This is a genomic window from Staphylococcus sp. GDY8P45P, from assembly GCF_017892745.1.
In the GTDB taxonomy this organism is placed as follows: Bacteria; Bacillota; Bacilli; order Staphylococcales; family Staphylococcaceae; genus Staphylococcus; species Staphylococcus cohnii.
The window spans coordinates 1-4554 of sequence record NZ_JAESLS010000003.1; the positions used below are offsets into that span (position 1 = coordinate 1).

Genomic DNA, 4554 nt, shown 5'->3' on the forward strand with positions numbered 1-4554 from the left:
TTTACTTTGCAACAGAACCATATATTTTATAAACGCTTTTGATTCCTTGTCTGACATAGTCCGTTCACTACCGGATAAAATTTCACTGACTTTTTTAGAATCATTAGATTCTACAGCATCTTCAAATTTATTTATTTGTCCTAGGGCATCTGTTTTTCTAACTACAAATACAATTATTAAAGCAATTAAGATAATTATTAGTAATAAGAAACCATATATATATGGCTTCTTATTACGTGTCTTTTCATTTTCCATACGCATTACCCTTTTGTGACTTTACCTGCTAATTTAGAATAACTTTTCTTGATAAATGATAAAGCTCAATACATTCACTATTCCATTTTTTATATTTTTCGAAATTCCATTGATAAATTATAAAAGATCCCCTCATTTTCATTAAAATCATTTAATTTTTCTAAACAAATGGCCACTCTCATTATTGTGGATATGAGAGTGGCCATAAATTTTATTTGTTTACTTGTCTATTTAACAAAGGGGATTCTCATTGCATTTGTGAATAACTAACTAAATACTTTAAAGCTTTAAAATGATAGACATTAACGAGATTTTAGTTCGTCAGTTGTCATCCATTTATGATTTTTAACCATCTCATCGTTTTCTGTTGATTTATAATCCACCATATAAACGGTTGTTTTTTCTACATCATCAATTTGAGCTTCTGCACCTTTCATACCAGGCATATGGTCAGCTTCTAATTTAACTGTATCACCTTTCTTGAATCCATTTTCAGGGGCATCTGCAACTTCCTCATTAACGACCCATTTGTGATTATTAACTTTTTCATCACCATTTGTAGGTGTGTAACTCACGACATAAGCATAGGTTTTGTAAGCACCTTTAACTGTACCTTTAGCATTTTTCATACCAGGCATATGATCAGCTGTAATTGTTATTTTATCGTCCTTTTTATATTTACTGTCATCTGTACTTTTCATATTATCTGGGGCTTTACTTTCACTCTTATGATTCATATGTTTTTCTTGTTTTTGATCTTTAGAATTTTCTTCTTCTTCGTTACCAGTTGAACAAGCTGATAATACTAATCCTGAAGCTACTATAATTGAGCTCAATTTTTTCATCATATTGAATTCTCCTTATAAATTATTTTGTTACTTTTATTTGTCCCATCATTCCATTATCTTCATGCTCAAGTATGTGACAATGGAACATGTATGTCCCAGTATTTTTAAAAACCACTTCTATTTTGGCTTTTTGTCCAGGTTCCAGAGATATAACGTCTTTTTTGCCTCTCATATCTTCTGAAGGTTTCTTCCCATCCACTGATAAAACTTTAAATTGCGTTCCGTGGATATGGAACGGGTGCTTCATACCACCCATTTTATCTTTGACGTTTTCAATTTCCCAAGTTTCTTTCCGGTTTACCTTTTGTGTGAAATCTATTCTGTTAGGATCGAATTTTTTGCCATTAATAGTAACATTATCGTCCATACCTTCTAATTTGATTTTTTTATCTACTTTTGGAGTAGTGTCTTTGTTAGTACTTTTTTCTTTGTTAATAATTGGTAAAATTACTGTTTCATCATTATCAACAAGATTGACTTTTTCTTCTTTCATTTTAGATAAATCTATTACTATTTCTTTTCTTGCTGAAGGAGCTAAATTAATTTCTTTTAACTTTTTAGTCTTTTCTAAATGGCCGCCTTCTGAAGCAATATATTCAAAACTTTGATTATTACTTAGCTTAAGATTTAAATCCCGAGCATTGGAGCCATTTAAAAGTCTCAAACGTATTTTTCCTTCTTTTGTTGTTAATTTAGGATCTACTTTCCCATTCACAAGGACTGTATCACCTTGAGTACCATCTTCATCTTTCGTTTTTGTATAATTTAATTTTTTAGATACAAATGTTTTATCTTGGATTATTATAGGCAAATCATTTTTCCCATAATTGCTAGGATAATTATTCTTTTTGTCATCCTCTATATATAATAACCCTGATAAACCATTATAAACTTGTTTAGCTGTATTTGGGGAGGGGTGGGGATGATACCATAATGTAGCAGCCTCTTGTTTAACCTCAAATTTTATTGTTTTTTCTTTTCCTGGTTTTATAACTTGAGAAGGGCCTCCATCCACTTTTCCATCTATTTCTAACCCATGCCAATGAAATGTTGTATTTTCATCTAAGTTGTTGACTAACTTAATTTTAACCTTATCTCCTTTTTTTAATTTTAAAGTTGGCCCAAGTAAATTTCCATTGTATCCTAAAGTGTTAGAGAAATTACCTTTGTAAAATTCTGTCTTTCCTTTCTGCGCTTTTAATGTATAACTTTTATAACCATTGTTATCTTTTTTAGGATCTAAAACTTTGGGAAATGTTATTTCATTTTTTCCTTGTGAAGAATTCAAATTTTTTCTTTCGTCATGACTTTTCATATCCATCATATCATTTCGCTTTTGATCATTTTCTTTCATGTCCATCATGTTGTGCTTACCTTCTGCAAAAGTATCATTAGGAACCATAAACATTATAGAAAATAACGTAATTAAAATTGTGAACATTTTTTTATACATTATATTTACCTCTTTTATTTTAATTTTAATGTAAATGCATTAATTGCTACGATGATCGTACTTAAAGACATAAGTATTGCACCCACAGCAGGTGATAATATTAAACCAATAGAAGCTAATATACCAGCTGCAAGAGGAACTGCAATCACGTTATATCCTGCGCCCCACCATAAATTTTGAACCATTTTTTTCATCGTATTTTTTGAAAGGGACAAAAAATTGATAATATCAGAAGGATTACTTTTAACGAGTATGACATCCCCCGATTCAATAGCTACATCTGTCCCTGCGCCAATTGCCATACCAATATCTGCTCTAATAAGGCTTGGCGCATCATTGATACCATCACCAACCATCATGATTTTGCTACCATTGCTTTGATAATCTTGGATAATACTTTCTTTATCTTCGGGCATCAATTGCGCGTGGACATCACTAATACCTAATTCTTCAGCCACTGTTTGTGCCACTTCTTTATTATCGCCTGTAAGCATGACTGGCGTAATGTTTCTCGATAATAAATCCGAAACCATTTGTTTTGAACTTTCTTTAATTTTATCGCCTTGTGCGATAATACCAATAACTTGTCGGTCATGAATTAGATAACTAATAGAATTCCCTTGTTGAGCGAGATTCGTAAATTGTTCTTTATTATAATCAAAATTGCTTTTATCGAGATAAGAAACATTCACTATTTTGAGTTTTTTATTATCAACTGTGCCTTCTAAGCCTATACCTGGAATATTATTAACTTCTTGAGGAGTAGCATATGAAATATTTTTGCCTTTAGCAAAATCAACAATACCAGTGGCAAGTGGATGATTAGAATTACTTTCTAATGAAGCAAATAGACTCAATATTTCTTCATTATTTAACTCGTCTGTAAAACTTTCATAGTGATTCACTGAAAAGTTACCTTCAGTTAGTGTCCCAGTTTTATCCATCATGATGTAATCAATGTGTTGTGCGATTTCTACAGATTCTCTGTTTTTAATGATTAAACCATTATGTGCGCCTATAGAGGTAGAACGTGCTGTAACTAAAGGTATTGCCAAGCCTAATGCATGTGGACAAGCAATGACTAATACGGTTACTAGCCGTTCAAGTGCGAAATCGACGTTGTTTTGAATAAGCATCCATACAATAAATGAAATCAGGCCAATACTTACTGCAAAGTAAAACAAATAACCTGCGACTTTATCAGAGAGGAGTTCAGCTTTTGACTTATCGTTTTGAGCTTGGTTAACAAGACCCATAACTTGAGATAGGTAGCCATTTTCACCCGTAGCAGTCACTTTAACTTGTACTGTACCTGAACCATTAATTGAACCTCCAATAACATCATCATTATGAGTTTTATGAACTTTTTTTGATTCGCCAGTAACTAATGATTCGTCAATTGATGTTTCTCCTTGAACAATGATTCCGTCTGTGGGTATACTTTCGCCTGCTCTGACTTCCACAATATCGTCAATATGAATATCTGATATTTTAACTTCTTCTCGTTGATTGTTATCAATCAGCTTCACTGCAGTATTAGGTAAAAGTTCTGCCATTTTCTTCAGTGCATTGCCTGCATTACCTACTGCGTTCATTTCAATCCAATGACCTAATAACATGATTAAAATTAAAGTCGCTAATTCCCAGAAAAAGTCCATTGTATGTGTGGATGAACCACTGAAGTTATTCATATAAAAGGCGTATAAACTATAAATATAAGCTACTGAAATACCTAGAGCAACAAGCGTCATCATTCCAGGTTTTTTAGTTGAAATTTCATCTTTAGCCCCTGATAAAAATGGCTTTCCTCCGTAAAAGAATAAAATTGTAGCAAGAATTAATACAATCCAATCTGACCCTGTAAATGAAATTTGAAACGGTAATTTAACTCCCATCATGGGCGATAAAATAATAATCGGTATCGCAAAAATCAAAGAAATAAAGAATTTACTTTTAAAATTTCCATGATGGTGATGTTCATGATTACCATGACTAGTG

Annotated in this window: 4 protein-coding genes; all 4 read right to left on the reverse strand. The window is 32.1% G+C overall.

The window, feature by feature from the left end; all coding sequences use genetic code 11:
• On the reverse strand, window positions 1-255 hold a 255-nt coding region (locus tag KA873_RS00205), incomplete at its 3' end, for a TcaA second domain-containing protein (RefSeq protein ID WP_194378061.1).
• A gap of 302 nt (window positions 256-557) precedes the next feature.
• A complete protein-coding gene (locus KA873_RS00210; protein WP_002510756.1) occupies window positions 558-1103 on the reverse strand; it encodes a YdhK family protein in 546 nt (181 codons plus the stop codon).
• 19 nt (window positions 1104-1122) lie between these two features.
• A complete protein-coding gene (gene mco / locus KA873_RS00215; protein WP_000277153.1) occupies window positions 1123-2556 on the reverse strand; it encodes a multi-copper oxidase Mco in 1434 nt (477 codons plus the stop codon).
• Window positions 2557-2570: 14 nt separating this feature from the next.
• On the reverse strand, window positions 2571-4554 hold a 1984-nt coding region (gene copB / locus KA873_RS00220; protein WP_204180522.1), incomplete at its 5' end, for a heavy metal translocating P-type ATPase.

Coding starts and splice junctions, on each gene's coding strand:
- KA873_RS00210 (WP_002510756.1), bottom strand. CDS start 1,103: ATGATGAAAAAATTGAGCTCAATTATAGTAGCTTCAGGATTAGTATTA.
- mco (WP_000277153.1), bottom strand. CDS start 2,556: ATGTATAAAAAAATGTTCACAATTTTAATTACGTTATTTTCTATAATG.